The organism is Amycolatopsis sp. NPDC051903, assembly GCF_044452505.1.
Classification (GTDB): Bacteria; Actinomycetota; Actinomycetes; order Mycobacteriales; family Pseudonocardiaceae; genus Amycolatopsis.
In genome coordinates, this window is record NZ_JBITBT010000003.1 from 21,214 (window position 1) to 44,224 (window position 23,011).

19 protein-coding genes and 1 tRNA gene are annotated in these 23,011 nt (G+C 71.7%); 5 read left to right on the forward strand and 15 right to left on the reverse strand.

All coding sequences use genetic code 11. The annotated features are described in order from the left end of the window. Positions 1-2: 2 nt before the first annotated feature. From glyA to ACIA77_RS07755, 3 genes are all read right to left on the reverse strand, one after another. Positions 3-1,271, reverse strand: coding sequence for a serine hydroxymethyltransferase (gene glyA / locus ACIA77_RS07745; protein ID WP_395885013.1), 1,269 nt, complete (start codon positions 1,269-1,271; stop codon positions 3-5). 134 nt (positions 1,272-1,405) lie between these two features. Beyond that, positions 1,406-1,924, reverse strand: coding sequence for a gamma carbonic anhydrase family protein (locus ACIA77_RS07750; protein ID WP_395885014.1), 519 nt, complete (start codon positions 1,922-1,924; stop codon positions 1,406-1,408). Positions 1,925-1,933: 9 nt separating this feature from the next. Then, entirely contained in the window at positions 1,934-2,518 is a 585-nt protein-coding gene (locus ACIA77_RS07755; RefSeq protein WP_395885015.1) for a TetR/AcrR family transcriptional regulator, read from the reverse strand. 122 nt (positions 2,519-2,640) lie between these two features. Between ACIA77_RS07755 and ACIA77_RS07760 the strand changes: the two genes are divergently transcribed. Next, complete coding sequence (locus tag ACIA77_RS07760) at positions 2,641-3,099, forward strand: GreA/GreB family elongation factor (protein WP_395885016.1); 459 nt, start codon at positions 2,641-2,643, stop codon at positions 3,097-3,099. 79 nt (positions 3,100-3,178) lie between these two features. Here ACIA77_RS07760 and ACIA77_RS07765 read toward each other — a convergent pair whose 3' ends face one another. Further along, positions 3,179-3,604, reverse strand: a complete 426-nt coding sequence (locus ACIA77_RS07765; RefSeq protein WP_395885017.1) for a hypothetical protein — start codon at positions 3,602-3,604, stop codon at positions 3,179-3,181. A 159-nt stretch (positions 3,605-3,763) separates the two neighbouring features. Continuing rightward, a complete protein-coding gene (locus tag ACIA77_RS07770) occupies positions 3,764-4,321 on the reverse strand; it encodes a dihydrofolate reductase family protein (protein ID WP_395885018.1) in 558 nt (185 codons plus the stop codon). Between the two features lie 368 nt (positions 4,322-4,689). Here ACIA77_RS07770 and ACIA77_RS07775 point away from each other — a divergent pair, with 368 nt between their 5' ends. Beyond that, entirely contained in the window at positions 4,690-5,412 is a 723-nt protein-coding gene (locus ACIA77_RS07775) for a DUF6896 domain-containing protein (protein WP_395885019.1), read from the forward strand. A gap of 102 nt (positions 5,413-5,514) precedes the next feature. Here the strand turns inward: ACIA77_RS07775 and ACIA77_RS07780 are convergent. After that, a tRNA-Thr gene (locus tag ACIA77_RS07780) sits at positions 5,515-5,588 on the reverse strand. A gap of 137 nt (positions 5,589-5,725) precedes the next feature. On the opposite strand from ACIA77_RS07780, the gene ACIA77_RS07785 reads away from it, so the two are divergent. After that, positions 5,726-7,402: a hypothetical protein gene (locus tag ACIA77_RS07785; protein WP_395885020.1), complete on the forward strand. Its 1,677-nt coding sequence runs from the start codon at positions 5,726-5,728 to the stop codon at positions 7,400-7,402. A gap of 63 nt (positions 7,403-7,465) precedes the next feature. Here the strand turns inward: ACIA77_RS07785 and ACIA77_RS07790 are convergent, their stop codons facing one another. From ACIA77_RS07790 to topA, 6 genes are all read right to left on the reverse strand, one after another. Continuing rightward, the gene (locus ACIA77_RS07790; RefSeq protein WP_395885021.1) at positions 7,466-8,665 is read right to left on the reverse strand and encodes a DNA polymerase III subunit delta'; all 1,200 of its coding nucleotides are present in this window, start codon (positions 8,663-8,665) and stop codon (positions 7,466-7,468) included. Further along, on the reverse strand, positions 8,662-10,833 hold the full coding sequence (locus ACIA77_RS07795) for a bifunctional MFS transporter/dTMP kinase (protein WP_395885022.1): 2,172 nt from the start codon (positions 10,831-10,833) through the stop codon (positions 8,662-8,664). Before ACIA77_RS07795 ends, ACIA77_RS07790 begins: the two co-directional genes overlap by 4 nt. Positions 10,834-10,973: 140 nt before the next feature. Beyond that, positions 10,974-11,564, reverse strand: a complete 591-nt coding sequence (locus tag ACIA77_RS07800) for a hypothetical protein (RefSeq protein ID WP_395885023.1) — start codon at positions 11,562-11,564, stop codon at positions 10,974-10,976. Between the two features lie 1,159 nt (positions 11,565-12,723). Further along, entirely contained in the window at positions 12,724-13,575 is an 852-nt protein-coding gene (locus tag ACIA77_RS07805; RefSeq protein ID WP_395885024.1) for an ESX secretion-associated protein EspG, read from the reverse strand. Positions 13,576-13,638: 63 nt separating this feature from the next. Continuing rightward, on the reverse strand, positions 13,639-14,787 hold the full coding sequence (locus tag ACIA77_RS07810) for an MFS transporter (protein ID WP_395885025.1): 1,149 nt from the start codon (positions 14,785-14,787) through the stop codon (positions 13,639-13,641). 72 nt (positions 14,788-14,859) lie between these two features. After that, on the reverse strand, positions 14,860-17,715 hold the full coding sequence (gene topA / locus ACIA77_RS07815) for a type I DNA topoisomerase (RefSeq protein ID WP_395885026.1): 2,856 nt from the start codon (positions 17,713-17,715) through the stop codon (positions 14,860-14,862). Between the two features lie 316 nt (positions 17,716-18,031). On the opposite strand from topA, the gene ACIA77_RS07820 reads away from it, so the two are divergent. Continuing rightward, positions 18,032-18,865 carry a serine protease gene (locus tag ACIA77_RS07820; RefSeq protein ID WP_395885027.1) on the forward strand — a complete coding sequence of 278 codons (834 nt, stop codon included), beginning with the start codon at positions 18,032-18,034 and terminating at the stop codon, positions 18,863-18,865. Here ACIA77_RS07820 and ACIA77_RS07825 read toward each other — a convergent pair. Together ACIA77_RS07825 and ACIA77_RS07830 are read right to left on the reverse strand one after the other, a co-directional pair. Next, positions 18,862-19,584 (reverse strand): hypothetical protein, encoded by a 723-nt coding sequence (locus ACIA77_RS07825; protein ID WP_395885028.1) that lies wholly within the window; start codon positions 19,582-19,584, stop codon positions 18,862-18,864. The two genes, ACIA77_RS07820 and ACIA77_RS07825, sit on opposite strands and share 4 nt — an antisense overlap. Before the next feature lie 70 nt (positions 19,585-19,654). Next, positions 19,655-20,983 (reverse strand): MFS transporter, encoded by a 1,329-nt coding sequence (locus tag ACIA77_RS07830; RefSeq protein ID WP_395885029.1) that lies wholly within the window; start codon positions 20,981-20,983, stop codon positions 19,655-19,657. Between the two features lie 52 nt (positions 20,984-21,035). Between ACIA77_RS07830 and ACIA77_RS07835 the strand changes: the two genes are divergently transcribed. After that, the gene (locus tag ACIA77_RS07835; protein ID WP_395885030.1) at positions 21,036-21,479 is read left to right on the forward strand and encodes a MarR family winged helix-turn-helix transcriptional regulator; all 444 of its coding nucleotides are present in this window, start codon (positions 21,036-21,038) and stop codon (positions 21,477-21,479) included. Between the two features lie 793 nt (positions 21,480-22,272). Here the strand turns inward: ACIA77_RS07835 and ACIA77_RS07840 are convergent. Then, a complete protein-coding gene (locus ACIA77_RS07840; RefSeq protein WP_395885031.1) occupies positions 22,273-22,845 on the reverse strand; it encodes a hypothetical protein in 573 nt (190 codons plus the stop codon). Positions 22,846-23,011 lie beyond the last annotated feature (166 nt).

A 23,011-nucleotide genomic window follows, 5' to 3' on the forward strand; every position in this document is an offset into this window, starting at 1 on the left:
GGTCAGGCGGTGTAGCCGGGGATGGGGAACGGGGCCAGGAATTCGCGGATTTCCGCGGCGATGGTGTCCTGAACGGCCTCGTCCTGGGTGGCGGCGGCGGTGATGGTGCGGTCGATCCACTCGGCGACCTGGGGCTGGTGCTCGGGCTTGAGGCCGCGCGTGGTGATGGCGGAGGTGCCCAGGCGGATGCCCGACGGGTCGAACGGCTTGCGGGGGTCGAAGGGCACGGTGTTGTAGTTCAGCTCGATGCCGGCGCGGTCGAGGGCCTGGGCGGCGGGCTTGCCGGGCACGTTCTTGTTCGTGAGGTCGATCAGGAGCAGGTGGTTGTCGGTGCCGCCGGAGACGAGGTCGTAGCCGCGGGCGAGCAGGGCGTCGGCGAGGGCCTTGGCGTTGGCGACGATGGCGTGGGCGTAGTCGGCGAACGACGGCTGCTGCGCCTCGTGCAGAGCGACCGCGATGGCGGCCGTCGTGTGGTTGTGGGGGCCGCCCTGCAGGCCGGGGAACACGGCCTTGTCGAGGGCCTTCGCGTGCTCCGCGTCGGACATGATCATGGCGCCGCGCGGGCCGCGCAGGGTTTTGTGGGTCGTGGTGGTGATGACCTGGGCGTGGCCGACGGGCGACGGGTGCGCACCGCCCGCGATGAGGCCGGCGATGTGGGCGATGTCGGCCACGAGGACGGCGTCGACTTCGCGCGCGATCTCCGCGAACTTCGGGAAGTCGATGGTGCGCGGGATCGCCGTGCCACCCGCGAAGATCAGCTTCGGGCGGTGCTCCAGCGCGAGGTCGCGCACCTGGTCGAAGTCGACGCGGCCGGTTTCCTTGCGCACGCCGTAGCGGACCGCGTTGAACCACTTGCCCGTCGCGGACACGGACCAGCCGTGCGTGAGGTGGCCGCCGTCGGGCAGGGCCATGCCGAGCACGGTGTCACCGGGCTTCGCGAACGCCAGGTACACGGCCAGGTTCGCCGGCGAGCCGGAGTACGGCTGCACGTTCGCGTGGTCGACGCCGAACACGGCCTTCGCGCGCTCGATCGCGAGGGTCTCGATCGGGTCGATGAACTGCTGGCCCTCGTAGTAGCGCTTGCCGGCGTAGCCCTCGGAGTACTTGTTGGTGAGCACCGTGCCCGTGGCCTCGAGCACCGCGCGCGAGACGTAGTTCTCCGACGCGATGAGGCGGATCTTGTCGTGCTGGCGCTGGGCTTCGTCCTCGACGAGCCCGGCGATCTGCGGGTCCGTCGCGGCGAGCGTGGAAAGGGCGGGCTGGTGTGTCATGGCGTACTCCGGCTCTGCTGTGGCCCGGCACCCAGGCGCGCGGTGCCGGCCTCGTCGTCGCTTCCCGGTGGTGCTCCACCTCTGATGGCGCCAGTCGCAGCTGCGAGCAGGAGTTTAGTGCACGCCGAAAGCGCTCACACCGGCTTCGAGCCCTCCCGGTGCCGACGCGCGAGGTCCTGGTAGATCGCGGCGTTGTGGTCGACCCAGATCCGCGCCGAATCGGTGAGCGGCACGAACTTCTTGGCCGGGCTGCCCATCGCGATGACGCCCGCGGGCACCTCCGTGCCGGGCGTCACGGTCGAGCCCGCGGCCACGAGCGAACCCGCGCCGATCACGGATTTGTCCAGCACCGTCGACCCGTTGCCGATGAGCGCCTGCTCGCCGATCGTGCAGTCGTGGACCAGGCACTGGTGCCCGACGGTCACGTTCTTCCCGATCTCCGTCACCGTGCCGCCGCAGTGGATCACCGAGTTGTCCTGCACGTTGGCGCCTTCGCGGATCACGATCGGCCCGAAGTCGGCGCGGATCACGGCGCCGTACCAGACGGACGCGTCCTTCTCGACGGTCACGTCGCCGATCAGGGTGGCGGTGGGGGCGATCCAGGCGTCCGGGTGGACCTGCGGGCTGGCGCCCTCGAACGAGAACAGAGGCATGCCAGCACCCTAATAACCGGCGAAGCAGAGCGCCTCGACGTCCCCGCGCAGGCTTTCGAACGGCCGCGGCCGCACGCGCTGCTGCACGACGGCGCCGAGCAGGTAGCTCAGCAGCGCCCGGGCGCGGGCGCGCGGGTCGTCGACGTCCAGCGGCGCCAGCAGTTCCGCGAACAGCTCGGTGATCGACGTCAGCATCGCGTCGATCGCCTGCGGGTGCTGCGCGCGCCCGGCCGCGATCCAGTACTCGAACCAGACGAACGCGCCGTTGGGCCGGTCCGCGAACTCCGCCAGGTACGCGCGCGTCACCTCGAACAGCCGCTCGCGCGGGTCCTCGCGCTTCTCGCCCACCGCACGCAGGTTCGCCGCGAACTTCGTGATGTGGGCGGCCATCGCTCGGTCGATGAGCACGTCGATGTCGGCGAAGTAGTAGTGGATCGCGCTCTTGGTGAGCGGGCCGGCGTCGGCGATCGCGCGCACGGTGCACCCGGCCAGCCCGTCTCTGGCGAGCACGACCCGTGCGGCCTCGACGATCTGCTCCTGCTTCTGCAGCTGGTTGGGCGACAGCTGCTCGCTGCGGCCGGGAACGGCGGTCACGGTGATCCTCGTTACGTTATTCAGGACGACAGGCCCGAATCCTAGGGCAGTCGTCCCATCGGGCCCCTCCGGGTGAAAAACCGGATTGGCCACCCCGGTCCGCGCAGCGGACAATGCCCGGCATGGTGATCTCAGGGGACAAGGGGCTCAGCGAGGCGGCGCGCCGCCAGCTGCAGAAGGAAATCGCGGACTTGCGCGCGCAACGGGCGGCGCTCGCGCCGCAGCCCGGCGAGCAGGAACGCACGGGGGACGCGGCCGACCAGGCCGACGTGATCGACCGCGCCGAGGCCGCCGCGCGGCTGGACCGCCAGATTTCCGAAGTGTCCGCGAAGCTGGAACACGGCGCGTACAACAGTTCCCTGCTCCCGGACGGCACGCGCGTCTCGCTGCGGTTCGCCGACGGCGACGAAGAGGTGCTCAACGTCGTGACGCTCCCGGGCGACGACCTCGACTCCGTGACCTCCGACAGCCCGCTGGGCCTCGCGCTCGTCGGCGCGAAGGCCGGCGACGAGATCACCTACCGCACCCCGCGCGGCGAGACGACCGCGACGGTGATCGAGCTGACCCCGCCGAAGGACTGACCACTTCGGACCCGCGGATCGGGCTGCCGGACTTCACGTCCCGGCAGCCCGATCCCCTTTTCGCGAGCTCGGTTCGCGGTCAGCGTTGCGACAGCGTCTCCGGCTTGTACGCGTACATCGCGCCCTGGTCCTCGACGACGTGCCAGTCGCCGGCGCAGACGCGGTCCGTGCGCTTCTCCTGCCCGGCGGGCCACCAGTCGGCCGAGAGGGTCGCCGGTTCGGTCGCCGCGGTGCCCGGCACGCACGTGGCCGGCAGCGCGGACGTGCCTGGGGTGTAGCGCAGGATCCGTTCGGACCCGGTGGTGCGGATGGCCTCCGTGACGGCCGTCGCGTCGTCCGGCACCCAGCTCGGCAAGCGGGCGTCGGCGTCGGCCTTGCCCGCGGCCCCCGTGTCGTACGAGACGTTCTTCACGTGGTCCGGCCCGTCCGGCCTGCACGCGGTGATCGTCGCCAGGGCCGCCGCGGCGGCGGCGAACCAGATCACCGTCTTCCCGATTTCGTTCATGACACCGAGTCAATCCGCGCCCGCCCGTGGCGGCATCGAACTTCCGGCCGGAGCCGGGTGGCCGGATGGCCGACCCACCTCCGGTCTCCACTGTGGACGGTGCGCCGGCAGCTGCGACCACTGAACTCCCGACGATCAGCGTCACTCGGACGGGTGGAATCAGCCGGCCTTCCGGTAGTGCATGAGCGCGGCAGCACCTTTCTGCTCGACGGACGTGAGCCGCAGCTCCGTCGGCGGTGTCCGGTCGGTGAACAGGCGCTGCCCCCGGCCCACGACCGTCGGGAACACCATCAGGCGGTACTCGTCGACGAGCTCACCGAGCTCGTGCACCAGGCTGACGCTCCCGGTGACGATCACGTCCTGCCGGGCCTTGCGCTCCCGCACCGCCGCGACGAGATCACCCTCGACCAGCGACGAGTTCTGCCACGCCTCGGTGTTGCTCAGCGTCCGCGACGCGACGAGCTTCGGGATAGCGTTCATCTTCGCCGAGAACGGGTCGGTCCGGCCCGGCCAGATCTTGCCGAACAGCTCCCACGTCGTCCGCCCGAACAGCATCACGCCGGTGTCGAGCAGCGGCCCGAGCTCGAACTTGTCGCCGGCCACCGCCTCCGGGCCGTGCCGGAACGCCCAGCCGCCGGCCGCGGTGCCGCCCGAGCCGTCCGGGTCCTCGACCACGCCGTCCAGCGTCACGAACTCGATCACGATCAGGTCGCCCATGACGGACTCCTTCGTTCGGTATCCCCTCGCCGGCCGGGTGGCTCGACACCGGTACCTACCGGAGGAAGCCGCCGAACTCATCGGTGCCGGCGGCAGGAATTTCGCCCCGCAGCCGTTCGATCGTCGGCTCGTGTCCGAACGCGGTCAAGCGGACAGGCGGCCCCGCCGGACCGCTTCGGCTGGTCTGCGCACAGCAGCTCCGCCGAGTGGTCCAGTCCTGCGCCGTCGCGACGGATCGGGCCGTCCCCTCGACGTGCGTTGGAGAGGCCGGCCTACTTGCGGGGATACTTGCTGTCGTGTGTGAGGCCTTCGCGGGAGCCTCGTCGCCGTCGGGCGGTGTTCCGTCGCCCGAGAGGGTCCGTGGCCTCGTGGCGCGCGGGCGTCCCGCCCGGTTCCCGCTCGATCCTCAACTGAACTGGCAGCAAACGAACGCCGCCGCACGAGCACTGCAAGCCGAACTGGCCGAGGACGACCTGCTCGTCATCGCATCTCCGGCAGGCACTAGGCAACCACCGTCGCTGACGGTCCTGCACCTGATCGGCAACGACGACATCGAGCGCTTCCGTGACCGGCTCGAATCGCTAGTCACGGAGTTCCGCGAGTTGGCCCGGCAGCTCATCGCCGTGTTCCGGCAACTCGTCGAACCGGCCTACGAACAGGACCTCGATCACCCGGAGTCACTAGAGGCCAACGGGGAACGCTGGTCGCTGCACCTCCACGGCGAGCATTGCCGGTTCCAAAGCCTGACCAGCGGGGCGGTCGTCGAGGTACAGATCGACAGCCCCGACACCCTCGACCCGTGGTTCCTGCTGCTGTTCGCCGAGTCCAGCGACCGCTACCCCGACATCCGAGCCGCGTGCGCTGCGGGTTTCCACGACATGGACCGGATGTTGACTCGTACCGGCATCTCCATAAGCCCGACCACGTCGGACGATGGTCCCGCAGCAGCGGTCGGACGGGGGATGCCGATCAAGGAGATCTCCCCGCCCGGTCGGGCACAACAGCACGGAACTGGTCCGCGCACAGCAGCTCCGCCGAGTGGTCCAGTCCTGCGCCGTCGCGACGGATCGGCCGGTCCCCTCGGCGGGTGACCTTCGCCAGGCGGCGCCCGGCGGGCAGAGCCAGGCCGCTTAGTCACCCACCACACGAATCAGGGCCCATCCGAGGTGTCTCGGATGGGCCCTGACCTGCGGAGCCGCCTGGGGGAATCGAACCCCCGACCTATTCATTACGAGTGAATCGCTCTGGCCGACTGAGCTAAGGCGGCGCGTCGGGTGGCTGGTGCCGTCCGACGGGATCAGTGTAGCGGAGGCACGGGGCGTCACCTTGCGGGGGCCGCGTCGTTAGGGTCCTATGACCTCGGTCTCAGTCCCCGACCGCCCGACGACCTGGAGGACCCGGCCCATGCGGCGAAGACTGCCCCGCGCGGTGGCGCTGCCCGCGGCAGCGGCGTTGCTGCTGCTCACCGCCGGTCCGGCGGGCGCGCAGGAGATTCCGACGACGCCGATCCCGCAGCCGGTGAACCCCACGCAGGCCCCGGCGTCCGCGCCGATCGGGCCGCAGCCGCTGGGGCACGCGGTGGGTGACGCGGGCACCGCGCTCGGCGTGCTGCGCCTGCTGCCCAACTCCGTGCCGACGGACACGATCCTGCCGGGCTTCGGGCAGACGTTGCCGAAGCAGTCGGCGCTGGAGGCGGGCATGGGCCTGTCCAGCGCGTCGGCGAACTCCGAGGCGTACCTGAGCTACGAGAAGTCGATCGCGCAGGCGTCGCCGTTCGGGCTGGCCGTGGGCGGGCAGGCGCCGCAGACGCCGGGCAGCGTGGTGCAGACCGCGTTGCCGGACAACCCGAAGCAGCTGTCGGGCGGGCTGAACGCGCCCCAGAACCCACTGCTGAACATCGGCTTGCTCAACGGCACGGCGCACGCGCGCTGGAGCGAGTCGCTGGGGCCGTGCGTCGACACGATCGCGGACTCGAGCACGTCGGTAGCGAGCCTTTCGCTGCTGAACGTGATTCCGACGCTCCCGCAGATCCCCATGCTCGGCCAGGGCGGGCTGCAGCTGCCGCAGAGCGCGCAGCTCGCGCAAGGCTTCGACCCGGCCAAGGGCTTGCAGAGCCTCGGCGGCCTGCTCTCGGGCGGCGGCCAAACCGCGCCCGACGGCACCGGTTCGCTGCTGAGCCTGCCGAGCACGCTGTCCTCGCGGTCGCAGGTGAAGCTCGTGGACATCCCGGGGTCGAAGAACAAGGCGGTGCAGTCGACGTCGACGCTGCAGGCCGCCGACATCGACGTCCTCAAGGGTACGCCGCTGGAGCTGTCGATCAAGGTGACCAGCCAGCCGACGCTCACGGTGACCTCGACCGGCGACGAGAAGACGTCCAAGGTCGACTACACCGCGCCCGTCCTGTCGATCCAGGCCGGCGGCAAAACGCTGTACACGCTCGACGCGGCGCACCCGACCAAGGACATCCCGATCGGGCTGCCGCTCGCGGGCCTGTCCGACCAGTTCGGTCAGCTGAACTCGCTTCCCGTCGTCGGCGGTCTCGTCTCGACGGTGACGAAGGGTCTCCAGCAGGTCGGCGACACCGCCGGCACCGTGCTGGACCTCGGCGTCCTGAGGCTGTCGATCGCGGGCCTCGACAAGAAGGCCACCGCGGCGACGACGCCGTTCAAGGGCTACCAGCTGGGCGCGTCGGCGCGGCTGTTCGACCTGCAAGTGCTGCCGACGAAGAACCTGAAGTCCCTGCTGCCCGGCGGCGCCGGGGACAACCTGCCGTCGTCGCTCGCGCAGCTGTCGCTCGGCGAGCAGGTCGCCCGTGCCTACGCCCCGACCGGCGGTGTCGTCTGCGGCACGGCCGCCGCCCCGCCGCCCGCGGGCGGTCAGGCGCCCAAGGGCCCGGTCAAGAACCTCGCCTACACCGGCACTGCCTACGACACGGTGCCGCTGTTCTGGGCCGGTACGGCGATGCTGCTGCTCGGTGTGGTGCTGGTCGCGGCGTTCCCGAACCGCCGCCGCGTCGTCCCGGCCACGGTGAAGAAGCAGGACCCGAAGCCGTTCAAGCCGTCGCCGCACCCGCGCGATTGAGCCGTCCGGGAGTTCGCCGACGCGGCCCGGTCACCGTCGAACGGTGGCCGGGCCGGTTCGCGCTCAGCCGTGGCGCAGGGCGGTAACCATCGCCTCCACGGCGATACGTGGCTTGACGTTCAGTTCGATCGCCTCACGGCAGCCGAGGACCGCTTCCAGGCGGCGCAGCGTGGATTCCGGCGTCCAGGCCGCGGCGGCCGAGCGGATCTCGTCGGCGTGGTCCGGGTGCGTCAGGGTCGCGCCGGAGCGGGACGTGGTGACGAGGACGTCGCGGTAGAAGCCCGCGAGGTCGACGAGCGCGAGGTCCAGCGTGTCGCGCTGCGTGCGGGTCGCGCGGGACTTCTGGCGCTTTTCCAGCTGCTTCACGGCGGCCTCGGCCGCGCGCTTGGCGCCGGCGACGCCCTTGCCGACCCCGTCACCACCCATGGCGGTGCGCAGCTCGGAGCGTTCGACCTCGTCGCGGGCCTTGCTCTCCTCACCCGCGTCCGCCTCCGCGGCGCTGATCAGCTGGTCGGCGCTGGTGAAGACGTCGGCGGGACGGCGCAGGCCCGTGGGGATCCGCAGCACGGTGGCGCGGCGCTGGCGGGCGGACTCGTCGGTGGCCAGCCGGCGCGCGCGGCCGACGTGGCCGTTGCACACGGCAGCCGCCCACTGCGCGCGTTCGGGATCGACGCCGTCGCGCGCCACGAGGACCTGGGCGATGGCCTCGGGCGGCGGCGTCCGCAGCGTCACCAGCCGGCAGCGCGAGCGGATGGTGACCGACACGTCGTCCGGGTGGTCCGAGGGCGCGCACAGCAGGAACACCGTGCGCTCCGGCGGCTCCTCGACGGCCTTGAGCAGCGCGTTCGACGCGCCTTCCGTGAGCCGGTCGGCGTCCTCGATGATCACGACCTGCCACTCGCCCGTGGTCGGGCGCCGCGCGGCGGCCTGCACCAACGCGCGCATCTCGGCGACGGAGATCGACAGGCCTTCGGGCACCACGAGCCGGACGTCGGCGTGGGTGCCCGCCATCGTCGTGCGGCACCCGGGGCACGCGCCGCAGCCCGTGCCGGTGCTGCACTGCAGCGCGGCGGCGAACGTGCGCGCCGCGACCGAGCGGCCGGAGCCGGGCGGGCCCGTGATCAGCCACGCGTGGGTCATCGCGGCCGGCGCGACGGGTTCCCCCGCCACGATCTTCGCCGCAGCTGAGGCCGCCGACGACAGCGTTTCCACCGCCGGTTCCTGACCCACGAGCTCGGCCCAGACGCCGATCGGCCCGGTCACTTGGCCTCCACTTCGGACACTTCCTGCTCGCGCGCGGGCGCGAGCTCGGCCTCCGCGGCTTCGCCTTCGACGACGTCGGCGGTCGCCACGGACAGCGCGTCGCTGCCCGCGTCGACGCGCTCGGCGGGCTCCGTCGGCGCCAGCCCGGAGAGCCGGCCGACGAACACCGCTCGCACGGCTGTGCGCACGCGGGCCGCCACCTCGTCGTCGGTGCCGTCGGCGTCGACGACCACGTAGCGGTCGGGATCGGCGGCGGCCATCTCGGCGAGCAGGTGCTGCATGCGCCACTGGTCGTTCATCGACACCGACGAGTTCTCCTCGCGCGCGCCCGGTGCGGCGTCGAGCAGCACGGTGAGGTCGGGGCGCAGACGGCCGGTCGCCCAGTCGGCCAGGCCCTCGGCCTCGCCGGTGTCGAGGCCCGCGACCGTGCACAGCTGCGCGAGCGGCGAGTCGACGAAGCGTTCCATCACGACGACGTGCCCGGCGTCGAGCGCGGGCTGGATCTCGCGTTCCACGAGCTCGGCCCGCACCGCGGCGGCGACGAGCGCCTGCGCCCGCGCACCGGTGAGCGACGCGTCGGAGATCAGGGAGCGGAAGCGCCGCTCGTCGAGCGCGGGGTCGGCGGCCAGCACGACGGGCCGGGTGCCGGTGCCGAGCCAGCGCGACAGGCGCGCGGCCTGGCTGGCCGTGTTGATGGCGGTGGTGCCCTCGAGCGCGATGAGGAAACCGTTGACGCGCCGCGGCGCGCGGCGCAGGGCGTTGCGCAGGTCGGTGAGGATCTTCTCGGTGCGGCGATCGTCCATCTGCCGGTAGGCGATCACGCCGAGCAGCACGGCGAGCACCCCGCCGCCGATCATCACCGGGCGCGTGCCGTCGATCGTGACCGGGCTGCCCCACACGTTGATCTGGTGCGGCCGGACGAGGCCGATGAGCGCCGGCGTGATGATCGTGGAGCCGAACAGCACGATCTTCAGCATCGACTGGTAGATCGCATTGACCCGGCCGCGGATCGCGTCTTCGACCCGCGAGCCGATGATCGTGACGCCGGTGAGGAACGCCGTGCCCGCGCAGACGCCCGTGAGCGCCACGGCGACCACCGAGATCGCCAGGTGCGGCGACAGGGCGATGATCACCAGCGAGAGCCCGGCGACGACGATCGACAGGCCGAACAGCCGGTCGTGCGGCAGGCGGCGCGCGAGCTTGGGCGCGATGGCCATGCCCGTGGCGAGGCCGAGGAACACCGCGAGGACCAGCAGGTTGAACGCCGCGTCGCCGGCCAGCAGCGACGACGAGTACGGCTTGGCCGACGCCACGACGGCACCGCCCGCCGCGAACGCGCCGAACGCGCCGATCAGCAGGCCGCGGACCAGGGGCGTGCTCTTCACGAACCGGAGGCCGTCGCGGACCATGTCGCCGAAGCCGAACTTCTCTTCGTCGGCCTTCTTGACCTTCTGGTCCGGCAGCTTGTGGACGTCGCGCAGGGACAGCTCGGGGATCCGCGTCGCGATGAGGATGCCGCTGGTCAGGTACAGCAAACCGTTGACGACGACGACGATCTTCGCGATGTAGAGGTCGGCCGTGGCGCCCTGGAACAGATGGAACGTGGTGTTCGCGCCGAGGATGAGGGCGTTGGCGCCGGCGGCGGTGATCACGGCGAGGCCGTAGGTCATCACCATGCCGAGCTGGTTGGCGGTCTCGACCTGATCGGGGCGGCGCAGCAGGTTGGGGACCGCCGCGTCCTTCGACGGGATCCACATGATCGAGCAGCAGCCGACGAGGAAGTTCGCGACGAACAGCCACCACGGCGCGCCGACGATCGCGATCGAGAGCAGGAAGCCGCAGCGGAGGAAGTCGCAGACGACCATCACCTTGCGGCGGTCGAAGCGGTCGGCGAGCAGGCCGCCGATCGGCGCGAACAGCAGCCCCGGCAGCAGGTTCGTGAGCACGACGCCGACGAACGCGAAGTTCTGCGCGGTGTAGTTGTCCAGCAGCTTGGTGCTCAGGCTGGTCAGCGCCAGCAGGTTCAGCCAATCGGCGACGCTGCAGAGGTACGTGACGCCCCAGAGCCGACGGAACGGTTTGATGGCCAGCACGCGCCTGACCCGGTGGATCGTCGAGACCTCAGCACCCGCCGACCCACCCGGATCGACGCCGGGTACTGACCGCACGCCCTCGCTGATACGCCCACCCCACTCGTCACGGCGGCGTCGGGAAACCCTGTTCCGGATCCCCCGACCGTGTCGTCAGGGTAGCCCGATCACCGATCCGGGCCCGGCACCGGCCCGGGTGTGGCGGTGGTGTCGCGAGGTCAGCCGAACAGCCCGCTCACGCTGTTGACCAGGCTCGACAACATCAGCAACGCGACGACGGCGAACACGATGAGCAGCACGACAGCGAGCAGCACGCCCGCCGTGCTCGTGGACGGACGGCCGAGGTTCGGCACGCCGATGGTGGGCAACCGGCGCCCCTTCGCCTGCCGCTCGGCGAGCTCCGCCTCGATGTCGTCGTCGGCGACCTCCGCCTTGGCCTTCGGCCGGGGCCGCGGGACCTTCTTGAGCAGCTGCGGCGCGCGCGTCGGCCACGTGCGCTGCCGGGGCAGCAACCCCAGCGGCACGTTGTCCGGCCGGTCGCCGCTCAACGGCGGGATCTCCTTGGGCGTCTGCGCCGCTTCCTCCTTGAGCGCGGCCTCGACCATCCGCTTCACGGCCTCCGGGTCGTGCTGCACGGGCCGCGCCGTCGGCAACGCCTTGTCCGGCGTCGTCGCGGGCGCCGCGTCAGCCGCGGTGACCAACCCGGAAAGCGGATCGGCGAACCGCTCCCCCGTGACGCTGCCCTGGAGCGTCCCGTCGCGCTCCGGTTCGGGGGCACTGAAGAAAGGAGCCCCACCGCTCGTGCTCATGGTGACCACCTCACTACGGAATGTCCTCGCCTTCCAGTGTCGGCGACACTACCGGCTCCCGCATCCGCCCAATGGCCGCACAATCCCCGCGGCGCACCAGCCGATCCCGCAGCAGTCTGCAGGCACAGGCCCTCGCGGTCGACCGCCGGGGGTGTCCTCCCCGGGTGATCCCGATCACGAGATCGGGCACTCTTCGTAACCGACCCGGGGTGTTTTGCCCGGGCCGCCCGGCCTCACCTGCCCGTCCCGCGCGCCCGTTTCGCCGGCCACCCGCGACCCACTTCGCGAGGCGCGACCTCACGACGCAAGCCCCACCGCGCGCCGCCGCCTCCGACACCCGCCCGACGCGCTAGTAGGCACTTGCCGTCGCCACGCCGCGACCTGCGGTCGCCGCACCCGCCCGACGCACTGCCCCACGCCGCGACCTGCGGTCGCCGCACCCGCCCGACGCACTGCCCCACGCCGCCCCGCGGCCCGGCGGCAAACCCGCAGCCCGGCACCACGCCCTTGTCCGGCACCACACGCCACGCACAACGTCTTGCCCAGCACTACGCCTTGCCGGCGGCACGCGCCGCGCCCAGCCCGCGGCGGCGCCACGCCCAGCCCGGCCGCCACCCCCGGCCCGGCGCCACGCCATGCCGACGCCACGCACCGCGCCACGAACCACGCCCTGCCCGGCCCCACGCCGACACCACGCACCCACGCACCAGGCACCACGCCCCGCCAGGCGCCGCGCTGTGCCCGGCGCCGCGCCGCGGCACGCCGACGCATCCGCCTGTCGCCGCGCCCCCACCCCGCAACCGCCGGCTCGAGGGTCGCCACACAGTGCCGGTCTCTGGGCCACCCCGCCCAAGCCGACCCGCCACAGCACCCCAGTCGCTGCCGCAGCCCGTCACAAGACCCCGCCGGCCACCGCGCCGTGGCCCGTGGCACCACCCCGCCAGTCGCCTGCCGCGGCCTGTCACCACACCGGCCGGCCGCCGCGCCGAAGCCCGTCACCACACTCGTCGCCGCCTCACGGGTCACCGCACCGGTCCGCCCTCACCTCCCGCTACCTCCTCACCAACCCCCACCCGCCAACATCACTCGCCTCCCCACCAACCATCGCGCCCACACTCCCCGGCCCCCACCCCGGCCCCGGAGCCCCGCCAACCCCACCTCACGCGTGCCGCCTCACCGCCTCGACGATCCACGCCTCCGCGGTCCCCCGGGTCGCCGGCGTCCACGTCACCACCCAGCCCCCGTCCGGGCGCGGCGCCGCCCGGAACTGGTACCGCCCCTGGTCGTTGTCGACGAGACCGAAGGCGCCGTGGGGGTACTCGGCGAGGACGGCGTCGCGCACCGCGAGGTCGACGAGGACCGTGCCGAGGCGGGGACGGGCGATCGCCGAGCGGATGACGTCGAGCGAGCCCCACGCGACGGGCGGGACGAGCCCGCTGCCGTCGGTCTCGATGCGGACGGCGGGCCCCGGCCCGGGCCGGTGGTCGGGCAGACCGTCGAAGACCCAGCCGGGCAGGGCGCTGAGCAGGCCGGACCGCAGGCGCGCGCGGCGGCCCCGCTTGCTCATCACCGTGGTGTAGTCGTCGTCGCCGAAGAAGCGGACCTCCCAGGGCTCCTCGCGAGTCGGGAAAACGCCCGTGACGACCCCGCGGATGAAGCCACCGCGCAGCACGCGGTACAGCCCGACGGCCTCGGGCGTGACCTCTCCTTCGGGCGCCAGGCCGAGCGCCGACATCCCGGCCACGAACCGCGTGTACTGCTCCACCTCCTCGACGAGTCCGGGCCCCAGCGAGGGCCCGAACGACTGCCGCACCTCGTCGGCGAGACTCAGCGGCTCGGCGTCCGGCGCAGGACCGGTGGACTCGACCAGTACCGGGGGCACGCTGAACTGAGGGTCGTAGAACTCCATCACCGATGGCCGCTCCGGAACCTCGGCGCGGAGCGGCGCGATGACCTCGTCGATGACGTCGAAGACGACGGCTGCTGAACTGCTCACCCCACCATTGAACACCCTGGTACCGACAATTTTTCGAACTTTTGTTCGAATCGACACGATCGTGCGGCGAACGGTCGGTCAGCGGCTCGCGGCGGCCGGCGCAACCCGCATCGTCGGCGCCAGGAAGGAGACGGACACGACGAGCAGCCCGACCACGGCCAGCGTCCAGTGCAGCCCGATCCCGCCCGCCAGCGCACCGATCAGCACCGGCCCCACGAGGAACCCGAAGTACCCGCACGCCGCCACCGCCGCGATCGCCCGGCCCGGCGCGTCGGGCTGCTTGCGACCGGCGGCGCTCCACGCCAGCGGCACCATCCCCGACACCCCGAGGCCGACCACGGCGAACCCGGCCACCGCGAACCCCGGCACCGGCACGGCCACGACCAGCAGGAACCCGAGCACCGTCACCGCCGTCGCGGTGTGCATGAAGGGCACGACGCCGTAGCGCTCCACGAGCCGGTCCGCCACGACCCGCACCGCGATCATCGTGATCGAGAACGCGAAGTAGCCCAAGGACGCCAGAGCGGCCGACGCCGAGGTGACGTCGCGCAGGTACACGGCGCTCCAGTCGTTCACCGTGCCCTCGGCGACGAACCCGCAGAACGCGATCACCCCCAGCGGGATCAGCGCCTTCGACGGCAGCGCGAACGCCGCCTCACCCTGGCCGCGGTCGGCACCCGGCAGGAACCGCGTCGCCGCGCCCAGCGCGACGAGCAGCAGCACCGCGCCGGTCGCCGTGAAGTGGACCTGGATCGGCACGCGCCCCGTCTCCATCAGCGCGCCGGCACCGGACCCCAGCAGCCCGCCGATGTTCCAGAACGCGTGGAACCCCGCGAAGATCGGCCGCCCGTACTCCTCCTCGACGCGCGCGGCGTGGGCGTTCATCGACACGTCGAGCAGGCTGTTGCCCATCCCGAGCACGACCAGCGCACCCACGAACGGCACCAGGCCCGACGCGAGGGCCGCCAGCGGCAGCCCCACGCACAGCACGGTCGCGCCGGCCAATACTCCCCGGCGGCTGCCGATTTTCGCGAGCACCGGCCCCGCCGCCACGAGCGCGGCCACCGATCCCGCCGCGAGCCCGAACAACCCGATCGCCAGCTCGCCCGCGCTCAACCCGGCGTGAGCCTGCGCGGCCGGGATCCGCGCCGCCCACGTGGCGAACGCCGCGCCACACACCGCGAACACCACCGAAACCGCGGCGCGCGCACGCTGAACCCGCTCCACCCACCGTCCCCCAGACGTGAAGAAGGGGGCCACCCGAAGCGTTCGGGTGGCCCCCGACGGAAAGTCCGCCGCCTACTTGGCCTTCGCGGTGCTCGCCTTCTTCGCGGGCGCCTTCTTGGCCGCCGCGGTCTTGGTCGCGGTCGACTTCGCCGCCGTGGTCGTCTTCCGGGTCGTCGTGCGCTTCTTCGGCGCCGGGCCCTTCGCCCGCTTGTCCGCCAGCAGCTCCGCCGCCCGCTCGGCCGTGAGGTCCTCGATGCTGTCGGTCTTGCGCAGCGTCGCGTTGTACTCGCCATCGGTCACGTACGGGCCGAAGCGGCCGTCCTTGACCACCATCGGCTTGCCCGACACCGGGTCGTCACCGAGCTCCTTGAGGGGCGGCTTCGCGGTGGCCGACCGGCCGCGCTGCTTCGGCTCCGAGTAGATCTTCAGCGCCTCTTCCAGCGTGATCGAGAACAGCTGCTCCTCGGTCTGGATCGACCGCGAGTCCGTGCCCTTCTTCAGGTACGGCCCGTAGCGCCCGTTCTGCGCGGTGATCTCGTCACCCGACTCCGGGTCCTTGCCCACCACGCGCGGCAGCGACAGCAGCTTCAGCGCGTCCTCGAGCGTCATCGTGTCGATCGCCATGGACTTGAACAGCGAACCCGTGCGCGGCTTCGGCTGCTTCGCCTTGGCGGCCTTCTTCTGCGCGGCCGTCGCGCCCTCGGGCAGCGGCTCCGGTTCGGGCAGCACCTCGGTGACGTACGGGCCGAAGCGGCCTTCCTTCGCCACGATCTCGTGCCCGCTCACCGGGTCGGTGCCCAGCTGGCGACCTTCCTGCGGCGTCGCGAAGAGCTTCTCCGCGATCTCCGACGTCAGCTCGTCGGGCGGCAGGTCCTCGGGCAGGTTGGCGCGCTGTGACTGGCCGTCCACCTCGCGCTCGAGGTACGGCCCGTAGCGGCCCACGCGCACGACGACCTTGTGCCCGTCGGCGTCGTTGAACAGCGGGATCGAGTTGATCTCGCGCGCGTCGATGCCCTCGACGCTGCCGTCGACCAGCTTCTTCAGCCCGCCGAGCCGGCCGACCGAGCCCTCCACGCCGAAGTCGCCGCCGAAGTAGAACTTCGAGAGCCACTGCGCGCGGTGCTCGTCGCCGTTGGCGATGCGGTCGAGCTCGTCCTCGAGCCCGGCGGTGAAGTCGTAGTCCACCAGCCGCTCGAAGTGCCGCTCCATCAGGCCGATCACGGCGAACGCGACCCAGGAGGGCACCAGCGCGGAACCCTTCTTCCACACGTACCCGCGGTCCTGGATGGTCTTGATGATCGACGCGTACGTCGACGGCCGGCCGATGCCCAGCTCCTCGAGCTTGCTCACCAGGCTCGGCTCGGAGTAGCGCGCGGGCGGCGACGTGGTGTGGCCGTCGGCGGACAGGTCGGAAGCGGTCAGGCCCTGGTCCTTGACCAGCACCGGCAAGCGGCTCTGCTTGTCGTCGGCCTCGCCGCCGGCCTCGGTGTCGACCGCCTCGACGTAGGCCTTCAGGAAGCCCGCGAAGGTGATGGTGCGACCGGACGCGGCGAACGTGCACTCCTCGCCCGAGGTCGCGGTGCCGACGATGCGCACCGACATCGTGGTGCCCTTCGCGTCGGCCATCTGCGACGCGATCGTGCGCTGCCAGATCATCTCGTACAGGCGGAACTCGTCGGAGTCCAGCTCACCCGCGACCTGGCCCGGCGTGCGGAACACCTCGCCGGACGGGCGGATCGCCTCGTGGGCCTCCTGCGCGTTCTTGACCTTGCGCGTGTACTGCCGCGGCGAAGGCGACACGTACTCCTTGCCGTACAGCTGCGTCGCCTGGCTGCGCGCGGCCGAGATCGCCGACTCCGACAGGGTCGTCGAGTCGGTACGCATGTAGGTGATGTAGCCGTTTTCGTACAGCTTCTGCGCGATCCGCATCGTGCGCTCGGACGTGAACCGCAGCTTGCGGCCCGCCTCCTGCTGCAGCGTCGAGGTCATGAACGGCGCGTACGGCTTGCGCGTGTACGGCTTCTCTTCGACGCTCGCGACCCGGAAGTCGCGGTTGGCCAGTCCTTGCGCCAGTGCCTGCGCGTCGGTCTCGCCGAGCACGCGGATCTCGTTGGCGGAGCCCTTCAGCCGGCCGTTGGAGTCGAAGTCGCGGCCCGTGGCCAGGCGCGCGCCGTCGACGGAGATCAGGCGCGCCGGGAAGGTCTGCGGCGAGGCGTCCTCGCCGGCGTCCATCGTCGCGGAGATGTCCCAGTACGACGCCGAGGTGAAGCGCATGCGCTCCCGCTCGCGCTCGACCACGATGCGCGTCGCCACGGACTGCACGCGGCCCGCCGAGAGCTTCGGCATGACCTTCTTCCACAGCACGGGGGAGACCTCGTAGCCGTAGAGCCGGTCGAGGATGCGGCGGGTCTCCTGCGCGTCGACGAGGTCGGCGTCGAGCTCACGCGTGGCGTCGGCGGCCGCGCGGATCGCCTGCTCGGTGACCTCGTGGAACACCATGCGGCGCACGGGCACCTTGGGCTTGAGCGTCTCGAGCAGGTGCCACGCGATGGCCTCGCCCTCGCGGTCGGGGTCCGTGGCGAGGTAGAGCTCGTCGACGTCCTTGAGCAGCCCCTTCAGCTCCGTGACCTTGGACTTCTTGTCCGGCGTGACGATGTAGAGGGGCTTGAAGTCGTTGTCGATGTCGACGCCGAGCCGCGCCCACGACTCGCCCTTGTACTGGGCGGGAACGTCGGCCGCACCCCGCGGGAGGTCGCGGATGTGCCCGACGGAGGACTCCACGACGTAGTTGCCGCCGAGGTACGGGGCGATCTTGCGGGCCTTCGTGGGCGACTCGACGATCACCAGCCGCCGGCGCCCGGCGCCGTCCGTCCCGGTGCCGTTCTTCTTGGTCCGTGCTCCTGCCACGCTGTCCTGCTCTCCACTCATCTCCGCGCCATCGCCCACGATGGCGGCGGCACTCCCTTACCCCTCGACGAGGGGTGCTGCGCCCGCGTCTTCGACCAGCCAGTGTGCACGCTCGCACCAGCCCGACAGCGGCTAGGTGGCCTGACACGCCGTCCCGCCCCTGCCCGTCGGATCGCCGCTGACCTCGACGATGTTTCCTATCCAGACCTAGCACGTGATTCCGGACACGTGCCGTGCAGGGTATCTCGCGATCACGTCGATACCCTCCGTTCGACGGTGGTGGGCCTGGCGTCGACACCGCTTCACTTACTACCTCGTCAAGTCGAAAGGAACCACCATGACCCGACGCCTGCTCGGTGGCGTGGTCGCCGCCGTGGCCGCGTTCGCCCTGGTCACAGCACCCGAGGCGAGTGCGGCGACCACCACGTTCGCCGGGGCGGTGGCGCTGTCCAACTGCTCCGGATCGGTGGTCAAACCGGCCGACACGCCCGACACGGCGCCCGCGCTCGTGATGTCCAACGGTCACTGCCTGGAGTCGGGGTTCCCGAAACCGGGCCAGGTCATCGTGGGGCAGAAGTCCACTCGGACGTTCAGCCTGCTGTCGCCGGACGGCAAGCAGAGCCTGGGCACCCTGAAGGCCAAAAAAGTCGTGTACGCGACCATGACCGACACCGACGTCTCGCTCTACCAGCTCGACACCAGCTACGCGCAGATCAAGCAGGCGTACCGGATCTCCCCGCTCGAACTCGCCGGCACGCACCCGGTGGCGGGCACGCACATCGACGTGGTTTCGGGCTACTGGAAGACCATCTACTCCTGCTCGATCGACGGGTTCGTGAACGAGCTGCACGAGAACGGCTGGGTCTGGAAGGACTCGATCCGCTACACGCCCGAGTGCGAGACCGTCGGCGGCACGTCCGGCTCGCCGATCGTCGACACCGCAACGGGCAAGGTGGTCGGCGTCAACAACACGTCGAACGAGAACGGCGAGCGCTGCACCCTCGACAACCCGTGTGAGGTCGACGGGTCCGGCAACGTCACCGTGCACCCCGGTACCAAGTACGGCGAGGAGACGGCCGGTATTCCCGCCTGTCTCACGCCGGCCAGCGAGATCGACCTCGGCCGCCCCGGCTGCGCGCTGCCGAAACCGGCGGCCGGACGAGTTTTCTAACCAACGGCCTCCAGCAAGTACTGAAGGGGACTCTCGTCACGACGGGAGTCCCCTTCGGCGCGTTCGGCGGCGGGCCGGGCCCGCCCGGACCAAGCCGCCGCTTCCTTCGGCTCCGGCAGCTCGGGCCACGCGGCCTCCGCGCCCGCGGGCGGTTCGCCGATCAGCTCGAGCAACCCGTCGAGCCGGCGCCGGCCCGACACCCGCACGCCCGGCTCCTCCGCCTTCGGCCCCAGCAGCCGCGCCTGCACCCCGAGCGGTTCCAGCGCACCCAGCAGTTCCTCGTGCATCCCGGGCGCGAGCGGGTCCATGCCGAGCAGGTAGCCCGACGGGCCCGGCCGGCCCGCCGCGAGCGCCCACATGCGCAGCATCGCGCCGCTCAGCCGGAACCCGTCGGGCACCGCTTTGCCCGAATCGTCTTCGGTCGGACCGGAGCACCCCGTCCGCAGCCACCGCGCCGCCAGCGGCAGCAGATCGACGCGGAACGACGTGCGCACCTGCGGCCGGCCGCAGTCGGCGACGGTCACCTGCGCGTCGGCGCCACGCCGGCGGCACTCGCGCGCCAGCGCCCCCGCGCGCCACTGCTCGTCGACGACCACGGACAGCCGCGCCGCCGTGCGCCCGAAGCCGGTGATCTGTCCCTGGCAGCACAGCAGGCCGGCCAGGTCCGGGAGCCCGGGGCCGCTCGCCTCAGCCGAGAACAGCGAGATCGTCCGATCCACGCGGAGCATGATAGAACACAAGTTCGATCGCACGCGAGACTTGCGCCCCGGATTTTCGCCGATCGAGCGATCACCGCACCACCCGGTCGTGTGCGGCCCGCGGCGCGAAAATCCAGCCGGCCAGCAGCACGCCGGCGGCCGCGACGAACACCGCGGGCCCGGACAGGAGGCCGAAGAGGGCGATGCCGAGCGAGCCGCCTATCTGGCGCGTGAAGGTGAGCGTGGCCATCGCCGAGCCGAGGACGTCCACCGGCGCCCATGACTGCGCGAGCAGCGCGTAGACCTGCATGGACAGGCCGAGCGAGGCGCCGCTGCAAGCCAGTCCGGCCACGATCACGGCGAGCCGGATCCCGCCCGGCGGCAGGAGCGGGATCGCGGCTGTCGCGAGGAGCCCCGCGACGCCGAGGGCCAGGCCCAGCCGGCCCCAGGCCGTGAGCCGGGGAAACCGGCGGGCGAACGCGGCGAACCCGCTGGTCACGACCAGTTGCCCGGCGCTCATCGGCAGGAGCAGCAGACCCGTTGCGGCCGGCGCGGCGCCGAGGGCGAGCGGGACGTAGGTGAAGCTGCCGAAGAGCGCGACCCCGCTGAGGAAGGTGACTCCGATGGCGCGCGCGAGCCCAGCGTCGGCGAAGAGGCGCGGCGGGACCAGTGGTGCGGCGGCGCGGCGTTCGACGCGGACGAACGCGACCGTCGCGATGCCGACGAGGAGCACCACCACCGACGCCCGCAGCAGATCGCGGGCGATCGCGCCGGCACTGCCGAGCACGACGATTCCGCCACCGGCCACCGCGACCAGCAGCGCGCCCCTCCAGTCGAACCCGGTTCGGCTCACGCGCCGGGCTCCGGGGACCGTTCGCGCGCCCAGCAACAGCGCCACAGCGCAGAGCGGGAGGTTCACCACAAAGACCGAACGCCAGCCGGCCGTCGCGGCCAGCAGGCCGCCCAGCGGAGCGCCCCCGATCGACGACACGGCGAACACGGCCGTGAGCCAGCCCTGACGCCGCACCAGTTCCGTGCGGTCGAACAGCTCGGCCAGCCCCGCCACCGCGGCCACGATCAGCCCGCTGCCGCCCAGCCCCTGCACGGCGCGGAACGCGACCAGCGCGGGCACGTCCGGCGCCAGCGCGCACGCGAGAGACCCGACGGCGAACACCACCGCCGACCCAGCGAAGGTCCGTCGCCGGCCCCAGCGGTCGCCGAGGCTGCCGTGCACCGGCGTCGCCACGGCCACCGCCAGCAGGTACGCCGCGGTCACGCCACCCACCGCGTCGGCCCCGCCGAGGTCCGCGGCGATCGCCGGCAGCGCCGCGACGACCACGTTGGTGTCCAGCGACGCCATCAGCATCCCCAGCACGAGCGCGGCGAACGCGGCGTCGCGTCCCTGTCGATTTGCATGCATATCGCACACGTTATGCATGCGAAACGCACACAGTCAAGGTAAGCTGAGTTCCGTGACAGCTCCCCTCGAAGAAGCCGGACCCGCGTTGTTCCGCCTGGTCAGACACTGGTCACGGCGGTGGACCACCCGCACGTCGGCCGAGCTGCCGGGCGAACAGCGCCACGTTCAGCACATCCTGGCGGTGGAGGCCGTCGACACGGCGAGCGCGCACCCAGGCGAGGTGACGGTCGCGACCGTCGCGCACCACCTGGGGCTCGACCACTCGGGCGCCAGCCGCCTGGTCCGCGACGCGACCGCGGCGGGCTACCTCACCCGCGGCACGTCGGGGCAAGACCGGCGCCGGGCGTCGCTGCAGCTGACCGACAGCGGACGCGAGCTGCTCGCCGCTTCACACCAGTGGCAGCGGCGGACGTTCGACGAACTCACCGCCACCTGGACGGCTGCCGATCGCCGGCGCTTCGCCAGCTACCTCGTGCGGCTGGCCGGAGAGCTCTAGCTGTGTTGCTCGGTGCCGGCGGGGGTGTGGTTGCCGATCGCGGTGTGGGGTCGGTGGTGGTTCCCGGTCGAGCCAGTGGGGAAATGCTTACGGGCAGGCGCTTCCTGAGGGGTAGGGCTGCTCGTCGGCCTGTTTGTCGAGCAGGGCGCGGTGGAGGGGTTCGGCTTTCTTGCTTGTCGGCCGGCCGCCAGGGACCGGCACAGCGGGGTTGGATGGCCAGCTCGGCGCAGGTGGTCGGCCAGGTGGTTTTGTGGCAGGCCCAGGCGTTGTGGGTGAGTGCTTGCTCGATGGGGATGCCCAGCGTGGTGAACCAGGAAGGCTGCGCAGGTGCCGCCGGACAGCGTTTCGGTATACGCCAGGCGTGAGCGATCGTCGAGAGCGGTGTGGAGGACGGCGGATCGGATTCCGGCGCGATTCCGGCGTTCGCACAGCCGGCCGAGCTGGCCCGATCCCTGCGGACAGGGCGCAATGCCACGACGTGGCCCGACCGCATCGGTAGTCCGGTTCTGGCTGCGATGAGGCCGGCCATTCCCGACGCTCGGACCGTGCGATAGCGCTCGGCCCGCCACGACCCGTGGTCGATGTGACCTGGAACCGCTCAGCCGCCGGCTGCAATGGCCCACCCGCTCGATGACACACCGATCGGCCGCGGCCTGCCGGTTGGCGTCAGCGAGGCATCACCGTGGACCGTGAGGACCCGGGATTCGGTGCAGGTTGTGGTGATCCACACCGAAACCCGGGGTCCTCACCCCTGCCAAGATCGTCAAAGCAGGGTCGCCGACGAGCCCAACAGCTAGCGCGGCGCCGGCGGCACCACGAGCTGCTGGCAGCCCGGCGCGCGCTTGCCGGCCGCCGAGAGCTCCGGCGTCGCGTTGAGGACCTCGAGGACGTCGAGCTTGGCGACGTCGTCGAGACTCGCCTTGGCGTCGCCGAGGGCGGTTCTCGTCTCGGCCGCGCCGGTGGCCGTGTCGAGGCGTTCGCGGGTCGAGTCGGCGCGCTGGCGCACGGACGAGAACCGGCTGAGCAGATCCGCCCGCGCCTTGTCCGCGCCCGGCACCGGTGGCGGCCCCACGCTGTCGAGCCCGGCGACGGTCTGGTCGATGCCGTCGACCACCGAGGACAGGAGCCGGCTCGACGTCCTGGACGCCTGCGCCGGCGAACTGGGGTCGATCGTGGGCAGGTCCGAGAGCGTGCGCACGAGGTGCGTCACGGCGGCGCAGTAGCCGTCCGCCCATCTCGCGGCCGGATCGGCCTGGCTCGCGGCGTCCGCCTGCCCACCCGGCTGGGTGTGCGACACCGGTGGCTGCTGCCCGCAGCCGGCGAGGCCGATCCCGAGTCCCGTCACCAGCGCGGCTAGAACGGTCAACCGCGGCCGCACCCCCACACCTCCTGCCCGTCGACGTCCAGGTGCCCCCGACCGTACCGATCCGAGATTCATTCGCAAGTCGCTCTTCGGGGTGCGGAACGAGTCACCGCACGCGTCGGGGCCCGGCACGCGCGCGACGTGCCGGGCCCCTCCGGTGTTCGTGCTT